This window comes from Shewanella sp. SM87 (assembly GCF_025653705.1).
GTDB classification, from domain to species: Bacteria; Pseudomonadota; Gammaproteobacteria; order Enterobacterales; family Shewanellaceae; genus Shewanella; species Shewanella oncorhynchi.
Map to the genome: position 1 here is coordinate 1 of NZ_JAKKSC010000010.1, position 21,438 is coordinate 21,438.

Annotated in this window: 14 protein-coding genes and 1 pseudogene; 6 read left to right on the top strand and 9 right to left on the bottom strand. The window is 44.6% G+C overall.

Going from position 1 to position 21,438, the window contains the following annotated elements; genetic code table 11:
- Positions 1-158 (bottom strand): annotated as a pseudogene (locus L5M11_RS09880) (IS982 family transposase); the annotation flags it as partial.
- Between the two features lie 403 nt (positions 159-561).
- On the opposite strand from L5M11_RS09880, the gene L5M11_RS09885 reads away from it, so the two are divergent.
- The 3 genes from L5M11_RS09885 to L5M11_RS09895 all read left to right on the top strand — a co-directional run bounded on the left by L5M11_RS09885 (position 562) and on the right by L5M11_RS09895 (position 4,948).
- Positions 562-2,250 (top strand): glucan biosynthesis protein, encoded by a 1,689-nt coding sequence (locus L5M11_RS09885; protein WP_113939843.1) that lies wholly within the window; start codon positions 562-564, stop codon positions 2,248-2,250.
- A 245-nt stretch (positions 2,251-2,495) separates the two neighbouring features.
- Positions 2,496-3,965: an inorganic phosphate transporter gene (locus L5M11_RS09890; protein ID WP_105252986.1), complete on the top strand. Its 1,470-nt coding sequence runs from the start codon at positions 2,496-2,498 to the stop codon at positions 3,963-3,965.
- Positions 3,966-4,099: 134 nt separating this feature from the next.
- A complete protein-coding gene (locus L5M11_RS09895) occupies positions 4,100-4,948 on the top strand; it encodes an isocitrate lyase/phosphoenolpyruvate mutase family protein (RefSeq protein WP_263141766.1) in 849 nt (282 codons plus the stop codon).
- A gap of 386 nt (positions 4,949-5,334) precedes the next feature.
- Here the strand turns inward: L5M11_RS09895 and L5M11_RS09900 are convergent, their stop codons facing one another.
- Entirely contained in the window at positions 5,335-6,288 is a 954-nt protein-coding gene (locus L5M11_RS09900; RefSeq protein ID WP_263192007.1) for a DUF72 domain-containing protein, read from the bottom strand.
- Positions 6,289-6,579: 291 nt separating this feature from the next.
- Between L5M11_RS09900 and L5M11_RS09905 the strand changes: the two genes are divergently transcribed.
- The gene (locus L5M11_RS09905) at positions 6,580-8,007 is read left to right on the top strand and encodes a GGDEF domain-containing protein (protein WP_212601310.1); all 1,428 of its coding nucleotides are present in this window, start codon (positions 6,580-6,582) and stop codon (positions 8,005-8,007) included.
- 134 nt (positions 8,008-8,141) lie between these two features.
- Here L5M11_RS09905 and L5M11_RS09910 read toward each other — a convergent pair whose 3' ends face one another.
- From L5M11_RS09910 to L5M11_RS09940, 7 genes are all read right to left on the bottom strand, one after another.
- Positions 8,142-10,034 carry a methyl-accepting chemotaxis protein gene (locus L5M11_RS09910; RefSeq protein ID WP_263192008.1) on the bottom strand — a complete coding sequence of 631 codons (1,893 nt, stop codon included), beginning with the start codon at positions 10,032-10,034 and terminating at the stop codon, positions 8,142-8,144.
- 497 nt (positions 10,035-10,531) lie between these two features.
- A complete protein-coding gene (gene pepN / locus L5M11_RS09915; protein ID WP_173497345.1) occupies positions 10,532-13,165 on the bottom strand; it encodes an aminopeptidase N in 2,634 nt (877 codons plus the stop codon).
- A gap of 256 nt (positions 13,166-13,421) precedes the next feature.
- Complete coding sequence (lpoB, locus tag L5M11_RS09920) at positions 13,422-14,015, bottom strand: penicillin-binding protein activator LpoB (RefSeq protein WP_173246506.1); 594 nt, start codon at positions 14,013-14,015, stop codon at positions 13,422-13,424.
- 69 nt (positions 14,016-14,084) lie between these two features.
- A complete protein-coding gene (locus L5M11_RS09925; protein WP_263141758.1) occupies positions 14,085-15,488 on the bottom strand; it encodes a COG3014 family protein in 1,404 nt (467 codons plus the stop codon).
- A complete protein-coding gene (def, locus tag L5M11_RS09930; protein ID WP_263163753.1) occupies positions 15,488-16,045 on the bottom strand; it encodes a peptide deformylase in 558 nt (185 codons plus the stop codon). Before def ends, L5M11_RS09925 begins: the two co-directional genes overlap by 1 nt.
- 65 nt (positions 16,046-16,110) lie before the next feature.
- Positions 16,111-16,323 (bottom strand): SlyX family protein, encoded by a 213-nt coding sequence (locus tag L5M11_RS09935; RefSeq protein WP_006080410.1) that lies wholly within the window; start codon positions 16,321-16,323, stop codon positions 16,111-16,113.
- 9 nt (positions 16,324-16,332) lie between these two features.
- On the bottom strand, positions 16,333-17,283 hold the full coding sequence (locus L5M11_RS09940; protein ID WP_028761597.1) for a WD40 repeat domain-containing protein: 951 nt from the start codon (positions 17,281-17,283) through the stop codon (positions 16,333-16,335).
- Positions 17,284-17,437: 154 nt separating this feature from the next.
- Here L5M11_RS09940 and fkpA point away from each other — a divergent pair, with 154 nt between their 5' ends.
- Both fkpA and exeM read left to right on the top strand, forming a co-directional pair.
- Complete coding sequence (gene fkpA / locus L5M11_RS09945; protein ID WP_105250047.1) at positions 17,438-18,205, top strand: FKBP-type peptidyl-prolyl cis-trans isomerase; 768 nt, start codon at positions 17,438-17,440, stop codon at positions 18,203-18,205.
- Positions 18,206-18,823: 618 nt separating this feature from the next.
- A complete protein-coding gene (exeM, locus tag L5M11_RS09950) occupies positions 18,824-21,436 on the top strand; it encodes an extracellular exonuclease ExeM (protein ID WP_263186739.1) in 2,613 nt (870 codons plus the stop codon).
- Positions 21,437-21,438: the final 2 nt, after the last annotated feature.

A 21,438-nucleotide genomic window follows, 5' to 3' on the forward strand; every position in this document is an offset into this window, starting at 1 on the left:
TGAAAAAGTATGATGATGGTCATCACTTCGCTCATCGTCATACGGCCAGGGCGTTGACGCTTGCGTGTACCATCGGTTAACAGCGTTTTTTCCCATTCTGGAATGAAAACAGCGCAAAAATCATCGACATCGCAAAACACTTCCACTAATTTATGCATAGGCCCTCCGGTGTGATGGGGTTTCTCTTGGTCGAAAGATCCGATCACTTGGAGGGCTATTAGTTCAACATTTCTTATCCCGAGTTCAGGTAACCTATGCCGAAGGTGCACTTTATCTTCAGGTATTAAGTCGACGGCCTTCTTGCTGGCAGTGAGGTTTTTATGGGCGTAAATTCAGTTAATAACGGAATTTTTTAATCATATTTTCATAAATAGGCCTCAAGATTGAAAATAGCTAGCATGCCATATTCCATTCGACAGAAAGTATGCTAGATTCTGGCGAATTGTTGCTGATCGCTGTATTGTTACCTCTGTCATCAACAGTTCTCCACAGGGCCATCGCTGCAATTGAGTCAGATTTGCAGGGAAGTGTCAGGAAGTTACACCAATTCAGAGTCTGCTTATGCAACCCAATTTATTTCCCGAACAAAGAAACGTTTATCAAGAATCGAGGGCGACACTACCCTCGATTGAAGCCCAATCTTCCTCTCGTCGCGGCCGTTTGCAGCGTATGGTTGGCGGCGTATTGTTAACCTGTAGCGTATTGCTGAGTCTTTCAGCATGTGCGGCAGGTAAGCAGGCGTCACCACAAGAAGGTGAAGAGTTTAGTTACGCTTGGCTTAAGGGTTATGCCCGTACTATGGCTGCACAACCCTATGAGAGTCATAAAGGCGAATTACCTAAAAGTCTTCAGGGCATGAGTTGGGATGATTACCAACAATTCCACTTCAAGAAGAAAGCCGCACTATGGCGTGATCAAGATTCGGAGTTTCGTGCCGAACTGTTCCATCTTGGGCTGTTTTTCGATACCCCTATTCATATTTATGAGCTAAATGAGGGTAAGGCTAAGTTAATCGAATATTCACCTTCAATGTTCGATTACGGCAAGTCAAAGGTTAAAGGTAGTCAGTTGCCTAAGGATCTTGGTTTTGCGGGTTTCCGTATGCAATTTAATACCGATTGGCAGCGTGACATTGTTGCCTTCCTTGGCGCTAGTTATTTCCGCGCAGTGGGTCAAGAAATGCAGTACGGTTTGTCGGCTCGTGGCTTAGCGGTTGATACTGCACTGCCAAAACCCGAAGAGTTTCCAATGTTCACCAATTTCTGGTTAGAAAAACCTAAACCAGGATCGAATATCACCACTGTGTATGCCTTGCTAGACTCTCCGAGTGTCACTGGGGCTTATCGTTTTGATATCGAACCGGGTGAACGTTTAAAAATGAAGGTGGATGTGGCAGTTTATCCACGTAAAGCGATTGAACGTTTAGGCGTTGCGCCACTGACCAGTATGTTTATGGTGGGTGAGAACGATCGCCGCACCGGTTATGACTGGCGTCCAGAAATCCATGATACCGATGGTTTAGCCATGCACACGGGGAATGGTGAATGGATTTGGCGTCCGCTAGGTAACCCTGAAAACTTGCGATTCAACGCCTATAGCGATGAAAATCCAAAAGGTTTTGGTTTACTGCAACGTGATCGTAACTTCGATCATTATCAGGACGACGGCGTGTTTTATGATAAACGCCCAAGCCTATGGATTGAACCAACCAGCAGTTGGGGTAAAGGTTCCGTGCAGTTGGTTGAAATTCCAACACTGGATGAAACCTTTGATAATATAGTGGCTTTCTGGAATCCTGCTGAGCCGATTGTTCCTGGTCAAGAGCTGCTGTACAGCTACAATATGTACTGGGGTGGCATTCCACCGGTTCAATCACCCCGTGCTCGGGTTGTCGATACCTTCACCGGGATTGGCGGCGTAGTTGGCCAGAAACGCAAATACTACAGTAAGCGTTTTGTGGTTGATTTCGCGGGCGGAACTTTACCTATGATAGGTAAAGACACCCAAGTTAAAGCCGTGATCACAGCATCTGAAGGCAAAGTGGAAATTGAATCTGCCCGTCCTTTAGCCTCGATTAATGGTTACCGCGCTATGTTTGACGTAGTGCCCCCCGGAGACGGTACTGAGCCGATTAACCTGAGGGTCTATTTGGAGGTCGATGGTCAGCCATTGTCTGAGACTTGGATGTATCAGTGGAATCCGCCTGCTAAGGATGATCGTGAATTGCACAATGCAGGTCATCTGCAATAAGCGATTAGTGAGTCATTAATCTAAAACGCCAGCTAACTTAGCTGGCGTTTTTGTTTTGATGATTAACAAGATGCGGGGAATGCCGCTCATTTGACATCTAAAAAATCAAGCCAGTTGTAATTGCAAGCATGCTACTGAGTTATTGGGGGCTAATTCACTTTTTGACAATCTAAACAATTTTTCACTGTAAAAGACCCCAAACTTGGGCGTAACCTGTGGGCGTTCTCGCCATGGGTAAATATTTTATGTTTGAAATGTTCACAACGTTAGGCTTTGCGTGGTCGGTGGGTTTAGTCCTTGCCGTACTTTTTGTACTGGCATACGAATTTATTAATGGCTTCCACGACACAGCAAATGCGGTAGCGACGGTGATCTATACCAAGGCAATGCCGGCAAATCTGGCGGTCGTTACCTCCGCACTATTTAATTTTGCGGGTGTGCTGTTAGGGGGGTTAGGGGTGGCCTATGCGATAGTGCATTTATTACCCGTAGACTCCTTGCTAGGTATGGACTCAATCCAAGGCTTGTTGATGGTGTTTTCCCTGCTATTTTCGGCAATTATCTGGAACTTAGGCACTTGGTATTTTGGTATTCCGGCATCGAGTTCCCATACCTTGATTGGTTCGATAATGGGCGTGGGTGGCGCGTTCGCTTGGATAAATCATCAGCCTATCTTGCAGGGCATTAATGTCTCTAAAGCAACGCAGATCATGCTGTCCTTGATTATTTCGCCGACCTTAGGGTTTGTGATGGCAGGGATTTTTTTGCTCATCATGAAATACGTTTGGCAGAAACATAAAATTCACCGTACCCCAGATGAGCAGATGCAGATTAATGGTAAAAAACACCCTCCATTTTGGGCAAGGGCGAGTTTAATTATCTCTGCTATGGGGGTGAGTTTCGCCCATGGTTCTAACGATGGACAGAAGGGGATAGGTTTAGTGATGCTAGTGCTGATTTGTATGGCACCGGCTTATTTTGCCTTGGACATGGGCAGTCAACCCTATGATTTAGAAAGAACTCAAGATGCTAATCGTCGCATTATGGCGATTTATGACCGTAACCAAGCCGTTATCGCGGATGTTATCGACTTTAAAGCCTTAGTCAACGTTCCCGAATATATGCTGGCCCATTGCTCATCTGCCAATGTATTACCGGCGATGTCGTTGCTTGACCGTCGCTTAGCAAAAGTCTCGACTTACAAAGATATGGATGTAGAAGAGCGACGCGAGGTGCGACGTTTATTGTTGTGCATCGATGATACTGCTCGCCAAGTGGCTAAATTGGATCTTCCTGCTAAGGATTTGAGTTCATTGGCTAAATGGCGAAAAGATCTCACTAGAACTACTGAGTATGCGCCCATTTGGGTGATTATTGCCATTGCTACTGCGCTGGGGTGCGGCACGTTGGTGGGTTGGCGGCGGATTGTATATACCGTGGGGGAAAAAATTGGTTCATCGAGTATGACTTACAGCCAAGGCATTGCCGCGCAGGTCACCGCTGCCGTCTCTATTGGGATTGCCAGTATGACGGGGATGCCGGTATCGACGACTCATATTTTGTCTTCCGCTGTAGCGGGCACTATGGTGGCTAATCGTTCAGGGCTTCAGATCCAAACCATTAAGCAGATCATGCTTGCTTGGCTGCTGACACTACCTATTACTATGTTGCTCTCCGCGAGTGTGTTTATCCTTGCCAATGCACTTTGGGGTTAGCCAAGAATACTCAAGTTGAATGCTCACATAGCCAAGCCTTGAGGGCTTGGTTTTTCGGTTCAGTGCCGTTTCCCGCGATAATTACCTAAGCCATCTTGTTAGAGTTGAGCCTTCAACACCAACAAGGACATAAGATGGCTGAGCTATCTAGAATACTTTTCAAAGCATTACATCAACAATCAGAGCCGCTGATATTAACTAACGCTTGGGATGCCGCCAGTGCGGCCATCATCCAAGCATCGGGCGCCCGTGCGATTGCGACCAGTAGCGCGGCATTGGCTTGGTCGCTCGGTTATCCCGATGGCCAAGCGCTACCTAAAGCGGCTTTATTGGACGCAGTGAACCATATCCTACGGTTGAGCCGAGTGCCTGTGACGATAGATATTGAATCTGGTTATAGCCAAGATCCCGATGAAGTTGCTGCTTTTGTTGCGCAGCTCGCTGAGCTTGGCGTAGCAGGGATTAATATTGAGGATGGCAGTGCAGGTGTTGCTGAGATGGTGGCAAAAATTCAGGCTATTCGCACACATCCTCGTTGCCAAGGATTATTTATTAATGCGCGAACCGATGTGTATTTACTGGGCTTAGCCAGTGGTGATGCCGCGGTCGCTATGACAATCGATAGGTTAACTCAATATCAGGCTGCGGGCGCTGATGGCGGCTTTATCCCTGGCGCTAATCAGGTCGAGACCGCTAAGCGCTTGTCTGCCGCTGTGGATATGCCACTGAATTTTATGCTATTGAATGAGCAGATGGATATCGGCGAGTTATTTGCCGCAGGTGTGCAGCGTTTTTCCACCGGTCCGGCTTCATTTTTACAAGCCTATGACACTTTGTTTAATCCAATTTTGTTAAATTCAATTAAGGCAAAGCCGTTTCAGCTGCAGCCAAAAGATGCGGTTATTGCCGTTGATAACGGTTCAATACCTAAAGCCATTGCCCTTGATTTTGAGCAAATGAATAACTTATTTATCCCGAGTTAAAGCTGTTTTTAATCTATACCCAAGCTACCTGAAGATACGAGTTTCAGAGCGCCCAGGGTGCTTCAATTCAAGGTGCATTAATGACAGAATGTCGGCCACCTTTTGAATTGATGCAACACGGAAGTGGAGTGCCCTGGGCGCTCCGTCCCGGCGGGTTTTAACGCACGTTATGCTGCGTTGGTTATTTTTAACTTAGCCCGCTAGGCCTGCAAATAACCGCAATCGCCATGGATGGCGTGAATGCCATTTATGCAGGAGCAATAAATGGCCTTGCCTAAAGTGCGTTAAATTCCCGCTGAATCCTGCATCTTCAGGTTGTTTGGGTATATACCCACGGCGAGTTTGCCGTGGGTTTCTTCTTACGTCCATTTTACTTAGCGTCCGTTTTACCAAGAAAGTCCCATCTGCGTGCTTGTCTCCTCAGGTTTCTTATCAAGCAGGCGTAGCTCGGCGAGTTGAATGTGCGCTGCAATTTGGCTGCGCATTTTTTGATAGAGACGGATGGCTAGTTCAGGCGCGGCTTCATTGTCGGGAGTATGGATAAACAGATAGGGTTCACGACCTTCTGCGAGCCACTGCGGGAGTTGGGTGAGCCAATTATCAAAAAAGGTATCGTTATCCTTAGGTAAAACAGCAACGCCTTGCTGTGCGAGTTGTGCGACGGCATCGTCTGGTTGGCCGATAAAGCGCACCACTGGATTATTGGCGGTGGCAATTGCATGCACTGGCACTCGAGGTTTTTTCTTGTGAGCGTCGATAATCGCGACATTGCAGGGCGGCAGTGCAAACAAGGGCCTGCTGTCCATGATGATGCGATTCACTTTTTTATCGATGAGTAATCGATTAAGCGCACGCTCGGCATCTCCCTTAGCAAAAAACGCAGCATGCCTGACTTCGACGCCATAGGTTAACCCTTGGGGGATTTGATCTAGAAATTGCGCTAACGCAAGCAAGTTTTCTGGGCCGAAATGGGCGGGCAGTTGAATTTTCCAGATCCCTGTTTTATCGATTAATGGTGTCATTATCTGGAAAAAATCTTTCAATTCTTGGCCGCAGTGTTGCAATAATCTTTGGTGAGTGATGGTTTGCGGTAGTTTGAAGGTAAAACGAAAGCTCTCTGGCGTGGCACTGTGCCAATTCATTACCGTTTGCTGTGCAGGCGTTGCGTAGAAGCTGGTGTTCCCTTCGACAGTATTGAATATTGTCGCGTAACGGGCGAGTCGCTCCGCTTGTTTAGTTCCGTGACCATACACACTTTCTTGCCAATTCGAGTGCGACCACATGGCAAGCCCAAGGCGAAAATGGTTGGGTTGATGTAACGGAGAGCACAATCGGTCCAAAAATAAATTCCTTTAATGCGATTTGCGCGTACCAAAGCAGCGCCCTGATGTTGACCAACATTTTAGGGCATTGTGCCGATATCTGTCGTCCATAGTCAAATAGTGCCACCGATGGCCTTAAGTATTGTGTTTGATTTTGTTTGAATTTAACTCTGTAAAAGTCGGACTTAACTGAGCCAACTCTGGAATGACATTGAAAATTAACCTACTCTAATAGTGCGTTATTATTATTTTTATGCTTATGATCAAACTTAGGACTTAGCCAAAGACGGACGTTTATTGGAGAATTACGTGAATAATGATGGCTACACTTCCTTAAGCAATTTTATCGACCTTCTCTTGGATGCTATTTGTGTCGTCGATAAAACGGGGAGGTTTGAATTTGTGAGTGCTGGGGCAGAACGTATTTTTGGCTATACCCCAGAAGAAATGATGGGTATGCAGATGCTAGATCTTGTCATTCCAGAGGATAGGGAACGCACTCTCGCAACGGCCAATGAAATTATGGCTGGTCGCTTTAAAGTCGATTTTGAAAACCGTTATGTGCGTAAAGATGGTGTTATCGTCGATATTCTTTGGTCTGCACGTTGGTCCGATGCTTATCAACAACGTGTCGCAGTCGCTAGAGATATTTCTAAGAGCAAAAATGCCGAACGTAGACAAGCAGCCTTATATGAGATTTCAGAGGCTGTGCATGTCGCTGAGGACTTGCTAGCCCTATATCGTAGAATTCATGAAATTATTGCTAAATTATTGCCTGCAGCAAACTTTGCTATTGCATTGTACGATCAAGATTTAAATGAATTAAGTTTTCCTTATAAAGCCGCTACTGGCGAGGATTCGCTTATTGATATTGCAAGTTTCAGTGTGTTCACTGACCAAGTGATCCGCAGTGCTGAGTCTTTACTCCTGTGTCCCGTGACCTTAACTGATTATCCCCAAGCGATTCGTGAAGATTTGGGTAATGGCTGTTTAAGTTGGCTGGGTGTGCCGCTAAAGCTACAGAAAGGCGTTATCGGCGCTTTGATTATGCATAGCTTGCCCACTTCGGCTTCATATACACATCAAGACCGTGAGTTATTGGAGTTTGTTTCTACGCAAATAGCCTTTGCGATTGAGCGTCGACAAATGCTCGCGCGATTAGAGCATATTGCACTTTATGATCAGTTAACCTTGTTACCCAATCGTGAGCTTTTTTACGATAGATTTCAAAAGGCGCTATCTCGAGCCCATAGGGAATCAAGTTATTTCTCTTTGCTTTATTTAGACTTAGATAAATTTAAGTGGGTTAACGATACTTTTGGTCATAGCGTGGGCGATTTATTACTGCAAGTGACAGCGCAGCGAATAGTCAGTTGTGTGAGGGGCTCAGATACCGTTGCGCGTTTTGGGGGGGATGAGTTTGTCATCTTACTTGAGCGAGTTGATTCAGCACATAATACCCTGCTGGCCGCGCAAAAAATATTGCAAGTATTCGAGCACCCCTTCGAGCTTGCCGAACAGCAGATCCATATTCTGCCGAGTATCGGTATTGCTCTGTATCCAGAGCACGGTGAAAATGAGAAACAGCTTATTTCCTGTGCCGATGCCGCTATGTATAAAGCTAAAAAGAATGGCGGAAATCGAATTGAAATGGGTTATCAAGGATTAAGAAACGTACATGCTGAGCTTCGACCTGAGGCCAATATTCCTGAAAATAAAGCGATGAAGATCATTTAAGCTTGCTTTAGGTAAGCCATTGTAAGTCTATAAAGAAATAATATGTAAAGAAATGCCCGCAAATGTCACTGACACTTGCGGGCATTATTGTATGGAACTGTTGATGTAATCTTTATATAAAATAAGGCTTTTGATTACAGTTTGAAGCGATTAACTTCCTGCTGCAATGATGCGGCTAAATGGGCGAGCTCTTGAGCTTGGACCATAGACGTTTGTGCCTCAATCGAGAGATTCTCTGACACTTCACGAATCGACTCTGTATTACGGTTGATTTCGCTGGTGACTGAGGTTTGCTCCTCGGCTGCAGTGGCAATTTGGCTCGCCATATCTGAAATATCATTAATGGCTTTGCTGATTTGCAACAGACTTTCACTGGCTGAATTAGCATCGGCCACACTGGTTTCTGCCATTTCATGACTTTGAGTCATAGACTTAACGGCTTTGCCTGCGGTTTGTTGTAGGGTTTCGATCATCGCTTGAATTTCTTGTGTCGATGAATGCGTACGTTGTGACAGTACACGCACCTCATCAGCAACTACAGCGAAGCCACGACCTTGTTCTCCTGCACGTGCCGCCTCAATGGCTGCATTGAGTGCAAGTAAGTTGGTTTGCTCTGCGATGCCACTAATTGTCAACAAAATGCTGTTGATCTTTTGTGAGTGCTCGTTCAGTTCACCGATAATTCGCCCTGCAGTTTCGACTTCACTGGCTAAATTACGGATAGATTGCTGGCTTTGCATTACCTGTTTATGGCCATGGTTTGAAAGTCCGACCGCATTTTGAGCGGTCTGCGCTGTATGCTCAGCATTACTGGCAATTTCCTCGGTGGCGCTGGCCATTTCGGTCACCGCAGTGGCAACCATAGTCACTTCATCTTGCTGTACTTCAATGCGCTGACTGTTATCCGTTGCCGACGCACTACTTCCTTTGGCTTGATATTCCAATTGACCCGCAATCTTGTGCATGCGGGAAATCATACCGTGTAGACGTTCTACAAAGCGGTTAAAACCCGAAGCTAACATACCAATTTCATCGTGACTGTTGGCAGTATGAATGCGCACAGTGAGATCGCCATCGCCTTCGGCAATATCATTGAGTGCTTGGGCAACGCGTTCGAGATCTTTAAATTGGATTTTAAAGATGGCGATTAAAATCAAACCAAACAGCACCAATAGTGCAACACCTACGGCTGACATCCACCAAGCAAGATCGGTTGCCTGTGACATGATTTCTTGCTTATCCATCACGAAAATCAGTGCCCAGTCAGTTGATGGAATTGCCGAAACGTAAACTAATTTAGTGGCACCATCGAGGTTTCGCTCTTCCATCGTATTGGCATTAGTGCGCTGTGATAACCAGCTATTACTAAAATCACTATCAATTTTAGTGAGTTGTTGAGTATTTAGCTGGCTATTGGGATGACTAATAATGAGCCCTGCATTATCGACCATCAGAGTATAACCTTCGCCCGGCACTACGAGGCGCTGCACCGCATCGGTTAGCTGATCTATGGTTAAGTTCGCTGCGGCAACGCCTATCAATCGGCCAGAACTCATTACAGGTTCGGCAATGGTCACGACTTGTTTTTTCAGTGTGGCGCTGACGTAGGGCGCCGTCATGATCATTTTACCGGCAGCTTTAGCGTCCATATACCAAGGGCGAACGCGGGGATCATAATTCGCGGTATTTAGCGACGGATCTTGGCGATACATGTTGCCTTGTTCGTCGCCATAGTAAGTGAGGGCAAAGTCAACCGCAGTATGCGCCTGCAGCAAATGAGGGGTAACGTTTGTACTCGGATCGGCTTCAACGACTTGTTTTAGGCTGGTAATGGCCATTTTTCTGTCTTGCATCCACTGACCTATGCCGGATGAAAAGGTAATCGCTAGTTGGTCAATTTCATGTTGAGTGTTTTCTAACGCATTATTTCTAATGAAATAACTAGAGATACTTACGAGTACAGCAATAGTGATCAGTACAGCGGAAAGACTGCTGAACAGCAGCCGTGTTTTGAGTGTCGATCGCATAATCTATATCCTTTATATTCCGTTAGCTCTCTAACGTTGTTTTAGTATAGCGGCAGTACGGGGCAAAACATTAAATCATTGAAGAATTATAGTAATAAATTTAGAAGTGACGCCCATAATTTATGAATTTAATAATTACATGATTTTTATATCAATAACGATTGCGTCAGCGGTTGTTTATTTGATGAGCTGATGGAACTTAGTAGACTAAACTGAAGAGATGAATAATATTTTACAGGTGATAAATAACATTGGTTATCGTCAGTAAGCCGTTAAAACACATAAGCTCAAGCTAACAATTTAATTAAATATGTCACTGGTTGTGAGTGTGATTAATTCATTATTCAGAATGCTGGCTTGTTTATATCAAAGGTTAGTGAGCATAATTTCGCGCGGGTAGCATCTTGTGTGCTGGTTCAAGTTTAAGACTCATCTGTAACAGAACATAAAAAAGGGACTCCTAGGAGCCCCTTGTTAATTTTAAAATGACCTTAATATTAGTGAGTCATCTTATTTTTGATCAGCACACAACGCTGCTCTATTTGACGGGTTTCCAGTAGATTACGGCGGGTAAGGTTAGATAGCCCAGTTTGGCGATCAAGTACTTTGTCCAATGCCGCTATGCTAGTGTAATTACAATCGGTTGGGATGAGGAAATGGCTATAATTACGCATAAATACTGGCCCTTTTTTGTCCATATCCATTAAGCTCGCCAGACGCTCTTCCGCTGTAGCTGCGCTTAATAGTTTTTGCTCAGCAGGATAAAGATTTTGCATAATAATCCGCTGTTTGGAGAAAGGCAGGCTGTCTAGATGGACTTTACTTAACCAACGACGTTTTGCGGCCGCTTCAGGGCGGATCACTTGTGCCGCAAGTGCCGCTTTTTCACCAGAGTCTGAATTATCCTTGGTGGCCTCTTTGGTTAAGCGCTGCAGCGCGTTAGGAAAATCATAGCGATTAAGCTGGGTGATGATTGCCCATCGTAAATCTTGGTCTAAGGTTAATCCCTTTATTTTTGTTTCACCGTCAATGAGTTGTGCTAAATGACGCAGTGAATCTCTGTCGCTTGCTAAACTGACATACGCATTGAACCAGATCCGTTGGAAGTCATTATCGCCTTTATTTTCCATTGCTTTTCTCAGACTCATTTGGCTTAAGCCTTTAATTGCATTTTCAGCGTAGTTTTGCTGAATAGGGGCGATCTGCGCGAGATATTCCTTTGAGCGCAACATGCTATCGATGATCTGACCAACAATCGTGTAGTCCGTCTCAGCAGGCGCGTTAACAAACACTGTGCTTAGGTATTGATCTAAGCTCAATTTACCTTCGCGGACGCTGTCCCACAGACTTTGCCACAGCATAGATCGCAGTAGTGGATCGGAAATATTACTCAGTTGTTGTTTTGCGGTATTAAATGACTTGTCATCAAGCTCGACTTTCACAAAGCCCCAATCATCAAAGTTTGGATAGACTAGGTCTGGGCAGCGCTCACCAATCAGTTGTTTAACTTCAGTACGCTCGCCTTTGTAAGTCACTGGCACTGTAATGTCATTTCGCAGATCAAAGCGACCTTGGGTAAATAAAGCCACTTGGACTTTTTGTTCACGTAATGTGGGTAGCTCTGCGCTTGCAGGGAGCTGTCGTAGGCTAAATTCGCTGATTCGGTTGCCCTCACAACGATATTCCGCCTTGATGGTGTTAACGCCCGCGCTGTAGAGCCATTCTTGAGTCCATGCACTTAAATCGCGGCCAGCGGCTTTCCCTAGGCTATTGATAAAATCGTCTAACTCAGCGTTTTGATAACTGTATTGTTTTAAATAGTTACTGACGCCACGACGAAACACCATGTCGCCGAGTAAATGGCGTAATTGTTTCAGCGTTGATGCGCCTTTTTGGTAAGTGATAGCATCGATATTGTCGAAGGCGTTCTGGGTTGTTGCTACGGGTACTTCAATGGGGTGCGTGGTGACTAAGCTGTCTTGCTCATAGGCTTTTTGCTTGCCTTTAGCGTAGAAGGTACGCCAAGCATTAGTGAACTCTGTGGCTTCTTGAGTCGCAAGTGTACCCATAAATGAAGCAAAACTTTCATTTAACCACAAGCCGTTCCACCATTTCATGGTGACGAGATCGCCAAACCACTGGTGCGCCATTTCGTGCATGATCACGCCCGCAAGATTTTGCTTCTGATCCGCTGTCATAGCCGCTTTATGAAGGAAGATATCTTCGGAAAAGGTCACTGCGCCCGCGTTTTCCATCGCGCCATAAAGGAAGTCTGGCACTAGAATTTGATCGTATTTCTTAAAAGGGTAAGGAATACCAAAGTAATTATCGAAAAAAGTTAACCCTTGTTTCGTATAGGTAAACCAATCTTGCTCCGTGACTTGATTTGCAACGGATTGACGGGCGAACAGGCGCATAGGATAGCGGCCTGAGTTGTCTTGCCACATGTGATAAGGGCCCGCGTGCATCGAAAAGTTATATGGGCTTAGCTTAGGTGTTTGTGGGAAAGTCCAACGATTGTAAGCACCTGCTGGGGTGATTTGGCTTTCACGCATTGAGCTAATGACTTGCCAGTCTTTGGGTGCTGTTACCGTAATTTGATAGTTAGCCTTGAGATCCGGTTGGTCGAATACTGCGAACATCTGCTGAGCTGCAGCGGGTTCAAAATGAGAGTAGAGGTAGACCTTGCCATCGATTGGATCTTTAAAACGGTGTAAACCTTCACCATTGGTGCTGTGGGCACGGCTAAATTGCACTTCAATGGTATTTTCACCTGAGGTGAGCAAACGCGTATTTAAGCTGATGTAAGCGCCATTGTAATTGGGGTATACGGCGGTACCGTTGATGATAAAGCGTTTTATCTGCGCCTTGTTTAAATCTAAGCTCAGTTGTTTTGGCACTTCACTTAATTGAAATGTCACTTTGGAGGTGGCGGAAAACTCGGCATCCCCTGTGAGCTGAAAATCCAAGTCATAGTGAATATCGGAGATGACCTGCGAGCGAAGCGCAGCCTGATATTGGCTAATATAAGCGCTAGCATCACGTGGACCCGTATTGAGTGTACTTTGGGTTGCACACGACATTAATGTGCCGCAGGTAAGGGCAACGAGACTGGCTTTAAACAAGTTCACAACTTAAATCCTTCAACGATTTGTTTTGTTTTCTGCTTGGATGTTTGCATTCAATATCGTGTGTGTAGGTTTGCCTTTGTGGCAAATTATCCCTCGCGCCAGCGCCAATTTTGAGCATCATCATCGCAGTGTATTTTGGCCGAGTACACTACCTTATTTACCTTGGATTACCAATGTTAAAAATGTAAAAAAAAGCCAGCGTTAACGCTGGCTTCTTGAGATTACTGTTTGGCAGAATTAAGTGCCAATAGGACAATTACATGCCTAAGAAAGACTTAGACTTCATCTTACGGATTTCTTTTTCATCAGACCATTCGATAAGGCCTGTTTCTAAATCCATTAAACGCATTGTCATCTTATAGTAGACGTCTTTAGTGCTACCGTCTTGCTTCACTATGCTAGATAAATTGCCATATAACATGTATTGAGCGCCAATTTGACGACCAAACTTGATGGCGGTTGATGGGTCAACCATGCCAGTGTTGTTTTGGTAATCCAGTTGTTTACGGACTGAATCTACTTTAGTCATGTCGATAAAACGGAACTTGCCTGAGCGCAATAATTTGTTACTGATAGAGTCAGTGACAGACTCAGTGTCGATATGTTCTGAGGTTTTGTTTTTGATGCTGTCAACAAATAAAATCGGGCGGTCATTGGCTGTTATTGCCACGATAGGAGGGAAAGTCATCATGCTATCCACCATCTTGGCTGCAATAGCTTGTAGATCCGTCGAGCCAAAGTTCTCATTGACGGTTTCAACTTCTGTGGCATCGCCATATTCGACTTTAGATTGACATGCAGCTAGACCCATAACGGCAGCCAGTACAAAAATCAGTTTAAATTGTTTCATAGTCAGTTCCATTTTGTGATTGTATAAACTTAATGACACACGTCTTATTCAAATACCACAACCGCTAGGCTAAATGATTATTGAATAAATTCGGGTGTAATTACCAGTATCAATTGCCCAGACTAAGGTGGTTTTGCCTGCTGCAACATCAATTTTAGCCGGTGGCGCTTTGTCTAACTGCAAAGTGTATTCACCTGCACTCAAATAACGCCGCCCGATCTGTGCTTGTTTAGGGAGCGTCAGCCAACTACGACGATCTGCTTGTTCTGTTACTACGTTAAAAATCTGCATAGCAATGCTGCCAATATCGGCAGCATTGTTCCCTGGTTTACCACTCTTCTCAATCTGATAGGCCATCTCAGATTTAGCATAGACCCTAGCGACTTGACGAACTAGCGTCGCGGGCAGATCTTCCTTGAGTGCTGTGATGGCTAAGGCATCGATATTGGCAATAGGTTCAGTTTTCAGCACTGTACCTAAACCTTGCACTTGCGTCTCTGGCACAAAAGTATTGTTTGGCATGTAGGTAGCGAGTGACACTGTCTGCCAGTTACCATGGATAGTAAAAGGTACAGTGAGAGCTTGTTTTGCAGGCACAAAGCCGCGCTCGACCATCAAAATCACTTGACCATCTTTGGGATTGGGCAACTTAGCATCGCCCCAACGGCGCTTAAACTCATCATATTGTGGCATGCCGAGTTGCTTGGCGAGGCGGACCAGATCTTGCTGTAAATAGGTGTTATCTGGAGTGATTTGTGCTGCTTTACGATAATCGATATAGGCATCGTTCGGCTCACCCAGCACTTCGTGCAGTACGCCAGTCGTGTAATAACTGTAAGCGTTTAAGAAAGAACTGGTGACTGTGCCCGCAGCTTGTCCTAGTTTGTTAACCTCGGCATCTATGGTGCCGTTTGCCATGGCTTGAACTGACTTTTGTGATTTTTGATAGCGTTCTTGCTCGCTGCTCTGTAGTTCGTTACTGCGACGAACTTCGACTAGAGCCCCCTGATAGTCGCCACTAAACAAATAGTTAAGAGCTTGGTATTGGTGCAGCATAATGCGTTCATACCCAGGGCCTCGGTACGGAATCGCATTGTCGTTTAACACTAAGCTGCTGGCTGTTGCGCCAATGTCACTAACGCTGACTTTGGCCTTATCATCAAAGGCGGTATAAGCATCTACTGCTTGCTGATAATATGTTTTACTGGCAGCAAAATCGCCGGCGACTTGAGCAATTCGTCCCGCTTCTTGGGCATAGAGTAAGCCGTCATTGCCATTGATATTGCTGGCAAGTTTGTCGATATCGGCCATGGGAGTCGCACTATTAAGCTCTTGTTTGAGTGGTTCAATCTGCGCAGGATAATTAATGAAAATACTGTTATAAGCGCAGCCCGATAAGTTTAAAACCAATCCCATTGCCAAGGTTGGTGCAATAAATGCGCGAGAAAAAGGTGTAACGAAGGACAGTTTCATTATTGCGCTTCACCTTTTTTGATGGATTGGGCTGAAATCGCCTGAGTCTGTTCTGGCATAAGTGAACGCTCGAGTAATGTGATCCCTTGAAGGTGATCAAATTCATGTTGAAAAATCCGTGCAATAAAGCCCGTTAATTCGGTTTGTTGCCACTCGCCTTGTAAATTTTGATAGCGTACTTCAATGGCTTGATGTCTTTGTATCGTAAATCTTTGCCCCGGTACAGATAAGCAGCCTTCTTCTCCGCTGACCAACTCGCTTGATGCATTAATGATTTGCGGATTAACCACGACCACAGGCGCCATATTAGGCGCGTCGGGATAACGCTCATTAGGGCGAGAAGCCATAATAAATAAGGCTAAAGGGCTGTGAACTTGGGGGGCTGCGATACCAACGCCATTGGCAGCGTCCATGCTGGCAGACATTTGCTCGGCAAGATGCGCGAGCTCTGCATCGAAATGGTGCACTGTGATTGCAGTCTGCCTTAGAATGGGTTCACCCACTAACGCTATGGGTAATAGAGTTGGGGTTTCTTTTGGCATTAAATGTTTAAACATCGCATTCCCTGGATATTTTGCAGTAACTGTTTTTTTAATCAAAGTTAACATCTAAAGCGTCAGTGTTAATAATGTGGTGGTGGCGTTTCTTCAGCCTGAGTCGCCATATTACTCGGTTCCATGTCCTGCAACTTACCAATTAACATGTGAATTTGGTGTTGCTGGTGAGCCACCAGTCGATTCAATTTGATGACTTCTTGGTTTAATTCTTCGACTGTGAGCTCTTGAAAAGCCAATTTGGTTTCTAGATCTTCAATCTGTGCTTGTACGCCTTGCATGGCTAACCTCTATTTCTGCCAAGTTTCAACTAAGCCTTGGCTACTGATACTAACGACTTTATTGGTATCTCGAATTGCCACAGAGTATACAACGGCTCCTCGATTTTGGCTGTTTTTAGTGAGTGCAACCTGCCATTTTTCAATTTGTTTACCCGAGTCACGTTGCCAGAGTATAACTTCCCGCGCTGGCGTACCTGTTAATATCTGGCTGTCTTGTTTGATAAACCTCACCGCTGAAAAGTTCATTTGACGACGGGTAATATCCAGCTTGTTTAATAGCTTACCGCTTGTGTTATCCCAGATTTTTGCTTCATCTGTGCTGCCATTGGTAAAACTTAAACTACCACTGTCGTTGAGTGCCACTTTGGTTATACGGCTGCCGAGTGTCCACGTATGAAGCGGTTGGCCAGTTTGTGCCTGCCAGAGAATCGCCTGCATATCATTTGACCCCGTTAATGCTAATCGGCCATCAGCAGAGAGGGCTACACTATTGACGCGCTCTTTATGTCCAAGAAACTTGATTAAGGCAGATTTTTCGGCATTAAGCGACATGACTGAACCATCATTTAAACCAATAAGTAGTGCGCCATTATCTGCTACCGCGACACTTTCACCGGATGAAGGTAAGGACCACCAGCCCAAAGGCTTACCGTCGGCTATTTTCCACATAGCAACTGAATCTCGGCTTAACGATGCTGCAAATATCCCGTTGGGAGAAATCGCTGTACCTGTGACGCCAGTATTAATATCGCCATGTATCCATTGGTATTTGAGGGTGTGGGTACTGAGATCCCAGCATTGAACTCCACTACTTTGAGTGGCAACTAAGGCGAATTGCCCATTACTTGATAGGCTCGCGCTATAGCTGGGTTCTGTCGTGAGAACACTGATATCTTCTGCTTTGGGGTGGCAAGCGATTAGAAAAACTGTGCAAATTACCAGCAGTAGATTTTTCTTCATGAACTTGCTCCCTAAGTTGTTGTCTTTAGACTTGATCAAGTGACATTAATCACTGTTAACCCATAAAGAATCTAGTTGGTATAACCGAGATAACTAGTATAAAGTTGTCACGCTTAGGTTATTGTAACCGCTTGAGGATGCTGAGGAAGCTTTAATGAAATCGATTTATAAATTATCGTTAGTTGCATTGGCTATTATTGGCCTATCTGCTTGTAATCAAGAAGAAAAAGCAGCTACGAGTACAAATGTTGAATTAACGACTGAAGCTCAAAAAGAAGCTTACAGTGTAGGCGCTTCAATCGGTCGTTATATGTCTGGCCATATCAAAGAGCAAGAAGAATTAGGCCTGCCAGTTGATCGCACTCTGATCGTCACTGGTTTCACTAATGGTCTGAATGACCAATTAAGTTTAACCGAAGAAGAAATGCAAACCATTCTTCAAGGTCTAGATAAAAAGTTAAACGATAAACGTCAGGAACAAGCAACAGCGATTTCTGCGAAAAATATCGAAGATGGTAAAAAATTCCTTGAAGAAAACAAGGTTAAGCCTGGTGTAGTGACAACTGAGTCTGGCTTACAATATGAAGTATTAACTCCAGGCACGGGTGAAAAGCCTGCCGCAGAAGACACTGTAGAAGTGGATTATGTCGGTACTTTACTTGATGGTACTGAGTTTGATAGTTCTTATAAACGCGGCGAAGCAGCTAAGTTCCCTTTGAATCGCGTTATTCCAGGTTGGACTGAAGGCGTGCAATTAATGCCTGTTGGCGCTAAGTACAAGTTTGTGATCCCATCGGAATTAGCCTATGGCGTACGTGATACTGGTACTATTCCACCAAACTCTACGTTGATTTTCGAAGTTGAGTTGAAATCAATCGAGAAAGCTTCTGCGGCGCCAGTAGCTGAACCTGCTAAAAAGTAATTGATTAGCTGCGACGTGTAATACGCCGCCATTGAAAATACCGCTCCTAAATGAGCGGTATTTTTTTGTCTGTAAAATTCGCATTATTGTTTTAATATTTAGCTCACTATCTTACAGCCGTTGGTTCTCAGGCTGGCTCTATGTTTCATTTTTATACCCATCATCAACATTAATCTGTTGCAATAACCAAGGGTATAAATCATCCACTTTAGCAGTTTGACTGTTATGTTTATTTCAAAATAATGAATGCTAAATTAAGTTTTAATTATATCCATTACCTTTTAAGGACCCGTGTTCCTTATATTTTATTGGGTATTGCATACCGAATAATATCATCAAAATATCACATTAAAATATTGATTGTTATTTAAGCAGGATGCCAAATGCTTTGAGCTTATGTGTATTGCTCTTACTGTTTGTTTTTACATGGCTAATACTTTTGATTTACCATCCTGTTCTGTTAGGTGAACAGTGAAGTGTCTATAATTAGTTACTCATCAATGTGTTACATTGGCAATGTGCGATCTTGCCCTCTTTTTTTACGCATTCAACTCTGAAATAATCCGCTCGCACGTTAATAGAAGTTAGCGGCAATATTATAATAATGGGGTTGATGATATGGATAATGTTAATAAATTAACGGCTATTTCTTTAGCTGTAGCAGCGGCTTTGCCTATGATGGCAAGCGCAGATGTGATGATCACCGAATATGTTGAAGGTAGCTCAAATAATAAAGCGATTGAACTGTATAACAGCGGCGATACGGCAATTGATCTCGCGGGTTATAAACTGGTTCGTTATAAAGATGGTGCTACTGTTGCGTCGGATATGGTGGCTTTAGGTGGTCAAACTATTGCGGCAAAATCGACAAAAGTTATTTTAAATACTAGCGGTACTATTACTGTTGCTCAAGGAGTTGATAGTTACTCTGGTAGTTTAAGTTTTAATGGCGGTGATGCGGTTGCCTTAATGAAAGATGATGCCGTCATCGATATTATTGGTGATGTGCCGACTCCAACGGGTTGGGGATTAGACGTTACCTTAAAACGTAAATTAGATGCGTTAGTGGCGAATACTGTATTTAATGCCGCCCAGTGGGAACAATTACCTAAAGATACCTTCTCTGGTTTAGGTTCACTAGAAACGCCTGCTGAGCCAGAAGTGCCGCTCTTTAGCTGTACTGGCGCTACAATTGTGCCTATTTATCAAGTACAAGGTGCGGGCGAGTCGAGCCCATTTGTACCAGCAGGGGCATTCGAATCTGAAGCCGAAGTGACAGTGCGTGGCGTAGTGACTGCCCGTGGTGAAAGCTTGTTTAAAGGTTTTTACTTACAAGAAGTTAAGGGTGATAACTCACCGTATACCTCTGATGGTGTATTTGTATTCTTAGGTGAAGCGGCACCTGAAGCGATTCAACCTGGGGTTGAAGTTTGTGTGCAGGGTAAAGTGAAAGAATACTTTGGCTTAACTCAAATCGATATTAAAGCCGATAAGAAATTTGATGTTGGCGCTAAGGGTGAAGTCCCTGTTGCCGCGCCTTTCTATGTGGCCGATGGTGAAACCTTAGCGCAAGCATTAGAGCGCTATGAAGGCATGAATGTGGCCTTAGATGCGGGCAGTGATCTTAAAATCAGCCGTACCTTCAGCTTTGACTATGCGGGTAGTCGCAATAACATGCTAGTGTCATATCAAGCGCCTTTAATGAAGCCTACACAGCTGTATCCAGCGCTTTCTGCTGAAGCAACGGCATTAGTTAAATCTAACCGCGAAAACCAACTCTTTATCGAATCCGATTACAAGCCTGCCAATGGTGTTATTCCATACTTCCCTGATTTCAATGTGGAAACGGGTTACATCCGTGTTGGCGATCAACTGACTAACCTGCAAGGTGTGATTGGTTACAGCTACGGCGCTTATCGTTTAGTAGCGACTAATACTATTACAGCGGGTGATTTTATCCGTGGTGATGACAGAACCGAAGCCCCAAGTGTCGCAACTAAGGGAGATCTGCGCGTGGCTAGCTTTAACGTGCTGAACTTCTTTAACGATGTTGATGGTGGCGATACCAATCCATCAGGCAGTAACCGTGGCGCTCTAACGCTGGAAGAAATGGTGCTACAACGTACTAAAATCGTTAGCGCTATTACCGCCATGAATGCCGATATCGTCGGTTTGATGGAAATTGCTAACAACGGTTTTGGTGAGAAGAGTGCGATTAAGGATTTAGTCGATGCACTAAATGACAAGCAGACGCCTGAAAACGCCTATAGCTTTGTTGAAATCACCGATGCTGATAAGTATGACGGCAAGTACTTTGGCACAGATGCGATTACTGTCGGCATGTTATACCGTGGTGGTAAAGTGGCTTTAGCGGGGGCAGCACAAGTTATCGGTACTCCAGAACAGCACGCCAGTGCTGGCAGCGTGACTCGCACAAAAGATGGCAAAACTGAGACTAACCCTGGCAATGATGCTTATCAACGTCATAGCTTAGCGCAAACCTTTAAAATCCATGATGAGTCTCTGACCGTAGTCGTTAACCATTTGAAATCTAAAGGCTCAGGTTGTTTAGAAGATTGGGTTAACTTCGAAGAGTCAGTTGATCCTGCCGATCAACAGGGCAAGTGTAATGCTTTCCGCGTATCTGCAGCGAAAGTCTTGGGTGAAACGCTAAAAGACGTGAAAGGCGACTTACTGATCATCGGTGATATGAATGCCTATGGTATGGAGGATCCTATCCGTGTACTAACCGACTTCGATGCGAGCAAGTCAGAGCGTGACATCCTGACCGCTTCGTGGACGACGCTCGACGGCAAAGTGTTTGAACGCCAAGGCAGCAAGATTGAAAAAGGTTATGGCTTTATCAACTTGAACACGAAAGCCCACGGTGCAAGCACTTTCTCTTATAGCTATAACGGCGAGTTAGGTAACTTAGATCATGCTTTAGCCAATGCTAACTTAGCCAAACGTTTAGTGGATATTGAAGATTGGCATATCAACTCAGTGGAATCTAGCCTGTTTGAATACGGTAAAAAGTTCTCTGGTGATCTGGTTAAATCTGAAAATGCTTTTTCTGCATCGGATCATGATCCTGTGATTGTTGCTTTAAGTTATCCTGCGCCAGTAGTGCCGCCAAAACCTGAGCCAAAGCCTAAAGATGATGGCGGTGCTTTAGGTTATTTAGGTTTAGCACTGATGTCCTTGTTTGGTTTGCAGCGTCGTCGCCGTTAACC

Excerpts from the sequence above, each read along its gene's own strand:
- L5M11_RS09895 (WP_263141766.1), top strand. The coding sequence starts at position 4,100 with ATGGCTGAGCTATCTAGAATACTTTTCAAAGCATTACATCAACAATCA.
- lpoB (WP_173246506.1), bottom strand. The coding sequence starts at position 14,015 with ATGAAACAATTTAAACTGATTTTTGTACTGGCTGCCGTTATGGGTCTA.
- L5M11_RS09885 (WP_113939843.1), top strand. The coding sequence starts at position 562 with ATGCAACCCAATTTATTTCCCGAACAAAGAAACGTTTATCAAGAATCG.
- L5M11_RS09935 (WP_006080410.1), bottom strand. The coding sequence starts at position 16,323 with ATGCAAGGCGTACAAGCACAGATTGAAGATCTAGAAACCAAATTGGCT.
- L5M11_RS09890 (WP_105252986.1), top strand. The coding sequence starts at position 2,496 with ATGTTTGAAATGTTCACAACGTTAGGCTTTGCGTGGTCGGTGGGTTTA.
- def (WP_263163753.1), bottom strand. The coding sequence starts at position 16,045 with ATGTTTAAACATTTAATGCCAAAAGAAACCCCAACTCTATTACCCATA.
- L5M11_RS09940 (WP_028761597.1), bottom strand. The coding sequence starts at position 17,283 with ATGAAGAAAAATCTACTGCTGGTAATTTGCACAGTTTTTCTAATCGCT.
- L5M11_RS09910 (WP_263192008.1), bottom strand. The coding sequence starts at position 10,034 with ATGCGATCGACACTCAAAACACGGCTGCTGTTCAGCAGTCTTTCCGCT.
- L5M11_RS09925 (WP_263141758.1), bottom strand. The coding sequence starts at position 15,488 with ATGAAACTGTCCTTCGTTACACCTTTTTCTCGCGCATTTATTGCACCA.
- exeM (WP_263186739.1), top strand. The coding sequence starts at position 18,824 with ATGGATAATGTTAATAAATTAACGGCTATTTCTTTAGCTGTAGCAGCG.
- fkpA (WP_105250047.1), top strand. The coding sequence starts at position 17,438 with ATGAAATCGATTTATAAATTATCGTTAGTTGCATTGGCTATTATTGGC.